The 3,080-nt window shown below is 68.4% G+C and carries 2 protein-coding genes and 1 pseudogene; all 3 read right to left on the reverse strand.

Annotated elements, in window-relative coordinates:
* Positions 1 to 57: 57 nt before the first annotated feature.
* On the reverse strand, positions 58 to 2,331 hold the full coding sequence (locus ABYB95_RS20330) for a putative baseplate assembly protein (RefSeq protein WP_372661141.1): 2,274 nt from the start codon (positions 2,329 to 2,331) through the stop codon (positions 58 to 60).
* 50 nt (positions 2,332 to 2,381) lie between these two features.
* A complete protein-coding gene (locus tag ABYB95_RS20335; RefSeq protein ID WP_372661144.1) occupies positions 2,382 to 2,774 on the reverse strand; it encodes a GPW/gp25 family protein in 393 nt (130 codons plus the stop codon).
* Positions 2,774 to 3,080 (reverse strand): annotated as a pseudogene (locus ABYB95_RS20340) (hypothetical protein); the annotation flags it as partial. The gene ABYB95_RS20335 and the pseudogene ABYB95_RS20340, both read right to left, overlap by 1 nt.

Raw genomic sequence — 3,080 nt, forward strand, 5'->3', positions numbered from 1 at the left:
GCGAAGGCCAATCGGCAGCGGCCTGCAAAGACCAGAAGCGTGCGCCGTTGGCATCCATCAGCAGAGCTCCGACACCACGGGTACGGCCACCGCATTGGCCTGCGCAAACGGATTCGGTACGGCGCGCAGATCGCCCGGCGCGCCCGGACCTTCCTGCACCACGACGGACAACAACTCGGGCAATTGCCAGGCCTGCAGGTTCAGAGTCTGCTGGGCGCTGGCGTGGTTGCGCGGCAGCAATGCCCATTCCTGGCCGTTCAGGTGGCGGGCGAACAGGTTGAGGCCGGTCACTTCGGCCACACCGGCCACGCGCGAGACCTCCACCTCCAGTTCGCGCTCGCGCACCGAGCGGCCCAGCGGCCAGCCGGTCTGGTCCTGGCCACCGGGTGCCAAGGGCCACAACAGGCGCCGCAGGGTTTCGCGTACCTCAAACAGCAACTGGTCGCGCGCAAAACCTTCGCGCAGGCGCAAGCCCACCGACAGGCCCAGCGCCACGTATTCACAGCCGATCACATACAGCTCGGTGGACAAAGGCACCCGGGCCGACAAATGCGCGTGCACGCGTTCGATGAAAGGCCGGTCGGGCCGGGGGTTGGGCGCGGGCGCCAGCGCCGCCGCAGGCAAGGCCAGCACGCTGACCACGCCGGGCACGTTGAAACGGCGGTCGCGCGGTTTGAAACGCGGCAGCACCTCCACACGCCCGACATCGGCGGCAGGGGTGCGCAAGGCCAGTTCGCGGTAGTCCTCGGGGGTCACCGCACGTTCCTGGTGCCGCAAGCGGGCGGGAATGCGGCGCTCGGCCACGGCCAGGGTTTCGGCATCTTCGCCGCCGCTCATGGGCAAGGGCTGGTGCACCTTCATGGCCGGCGCCACGCGGCCGTTGATGAGGGTGGCGGCGATCTCGCTCAGGCTGCCCGCGGCCAGATTGCCGGCGCGCCCGCCGCCAAAGCGCCCGTTGGCCAGACGCACCCGCATTTGCCGCTCGGGCACGCGACCGCGCACGCCATCGCCAAAGCGCAGTTGGCCCGATTCCGCATCGACCTCAAAAGCGCCCGCCTCGCGCGCCACATGCGGGTCGGCGCTGATGGCAGCCAGATCGGACACCCGGGTCCAGCGCTGGTAGCCGCGACCCGGTTCTTCCACTTCGATCTGCAGCGAATCGGTATCGACCGAACCCGCGGGCAGCGAAAAGCTTTGATCGGGCGCGCCGGTGGACACGCCCAGCACCTGGCCCTTGAGCGTGACGCGCTGATCGACCTCGACCGCGTTGATGCCCAGCCAGGACAGGCTCAGTCGCTCCACCTGCGCACCCGGGCGCGGGCGCAGCCGCAGCCAGCCCAGCAGGCGCGCCGCACGCCCCGCGTCGTCCAGGCGCGGCGGGGCGTCGCCCACACCGGCCATCGGGTTGACGCCGACCTGGTTGGACGGGCTCCAGATCAGCGACTCGTCGGGCAGGGGCAGGCGCAGCGTGCCCGCCTGGGTGAAGCCGCGCGAGCTGTCGCTGCCAGGCAGCGGATCGAGCGTGAGGTAGTCGGTTTCCTGCGCGCCACGCCCGCGCACCACCATCTCCCACAACACCGGCACCTGCGCCGCCGGACCGACCTCCTCGAACAAGGTCGGCATTTTGATCGCGGGCACCACACCGACCGACAACAACGATGGCGCACCGCTGTCGCCGCCACCCAGTGCGGCCTTGGCGGCTTCGTTCACCGCAGGCTGAGCCAGGGCGTTGGCGGCCTTGGGTGCGAGCAGCGCGATCCACAAGGCGCGGTCGCTGGCGCGGCCAAACACGTCCATGCCATCGACCTGGGCGCGGCCTTCGCTGAACACCGGCGTGGTCTCGTAGGCCTTGACCGCGCCCGAGATGCGGTGCACCCGCGACAAGCCGGTGATGACCTCGGCCATGCGCGCGTTTTCGGCGTCGCTCAGCGCACGCTTGATATAGGCCTCGCCCACCACCGGCAACACCGTGGTTTCGGTCAGGGTCTCGAACGGCAGCGCGGCTTTGAGCCGGGCGCCGGCCTGCAGCGGACTGGCCGACAGTTCGGTGGCCTGCGCATAGGCCAGGCTCACGATGCCACGCGCCGGCAAGGCCGGGCGCAGGCCCTGGCCCAGCAGTTTCAGAAACACCAGGCGTTGCCGCTCGGGAATCAGGTTGGCGCGGTAGAGCAGCGTGTCGCCCAGCCAGGCGAACAGCTCGATCAGCGTGCGCCCGGGGTCGCCCAGGCGCGGGTTGGTCCAGTCCGGCGTGTGGGCCGGGATGCGCGCGACGAGGTCGTCGACCAGATCGTCAAAGCGGCGGTCGTCCAGGCTGGGTGGAAGAATGGGCATGGCGTTCTATTCCTGCTGAGGGCGGGCTGTGGTGTAGGGCTTGAAGCGCATCACGCACCGCCTTCGAGTTGCACGTTCACATTCAGGCGGCCTGGGCTGCCGTTGAAGGCCAGCCGGTACTGGATCTCGACCCGCAATTGGCTGGGCGCGCCGGGCACCTCCCAGACCTCGACCGCGTCGAGCAAGATGCGCCGCTCCCAGCGCGTGAGCGCGTCCTGCACCAGATCGCGGATGCGGCGCCGTGTGGTCAAGGTATTGGGCTCGTGCAGCAAGCGGTCGAGGCCGCCACCGAAGTCGGGGCGCATGAGCTGCTCACCGGGCCGGGTGCTGAGCAGGATGCGGATACCGTCGCGCACGCTTTGCTCCAGCGTGGGCCAACCGAGCTGCCCGAACTCGTCGGGCAAGTCCAGCCAGGGGAATCCCATGGGTGCGGCTTGGCGCATCAAGGGCCTCCCTTCTTCGGGTAGGGAATGCAGATCTTGATGAACACCATCCAGCGCAGAAAGAGATCAAAGAGGCTCAGGAAAATGCTGAGCACGATGAAGGCGCAGATGGTGATGATGGGAATGCTGAAGCTGCAAATCCAACCCATGCCGATGCCACCACCGGCAGGCGGCTTGCCTTCCATCAGGTCCTTCGGGTTGCCGCTCAGCAGGTTCTGCAAGGCGGCGGGCAAGACGAAAGACACATTGGGTTTGAGGGCTTTGAGCAGGTTGCGGTCGGTCACGTCGGGCAGATCGATCTTGACC

It is taken from the genome of Hydrogenophaga sp., assembly GCF_041633695.1.
Taxonomy (GTDB): domain Bacteria; phylum Pseudomonadota; class Gammaproteobacteria; order Burkholderiales; family Burkholderiaceae_C; genus Hydrogenophaga.

What these genes read in the sequence shown, in the direction of transcription:
- ABYB95_RS20335 (WP_372661144.1), bottom strand. Translation starts at nt 2,774, where the DNA reads ATGCGCCAAGCCGCACCCATGGGATTCCCCTGGCTGGACTTGCCCGAC.
- ABYB95_RS20330 (WP_372661141.1), bottom strand. Translation starts at nt 2,331, where the DNA reads ATGCCCATTCTTCCACCCAGCCTGGACGACCGCCGCTTTGACGATCTG.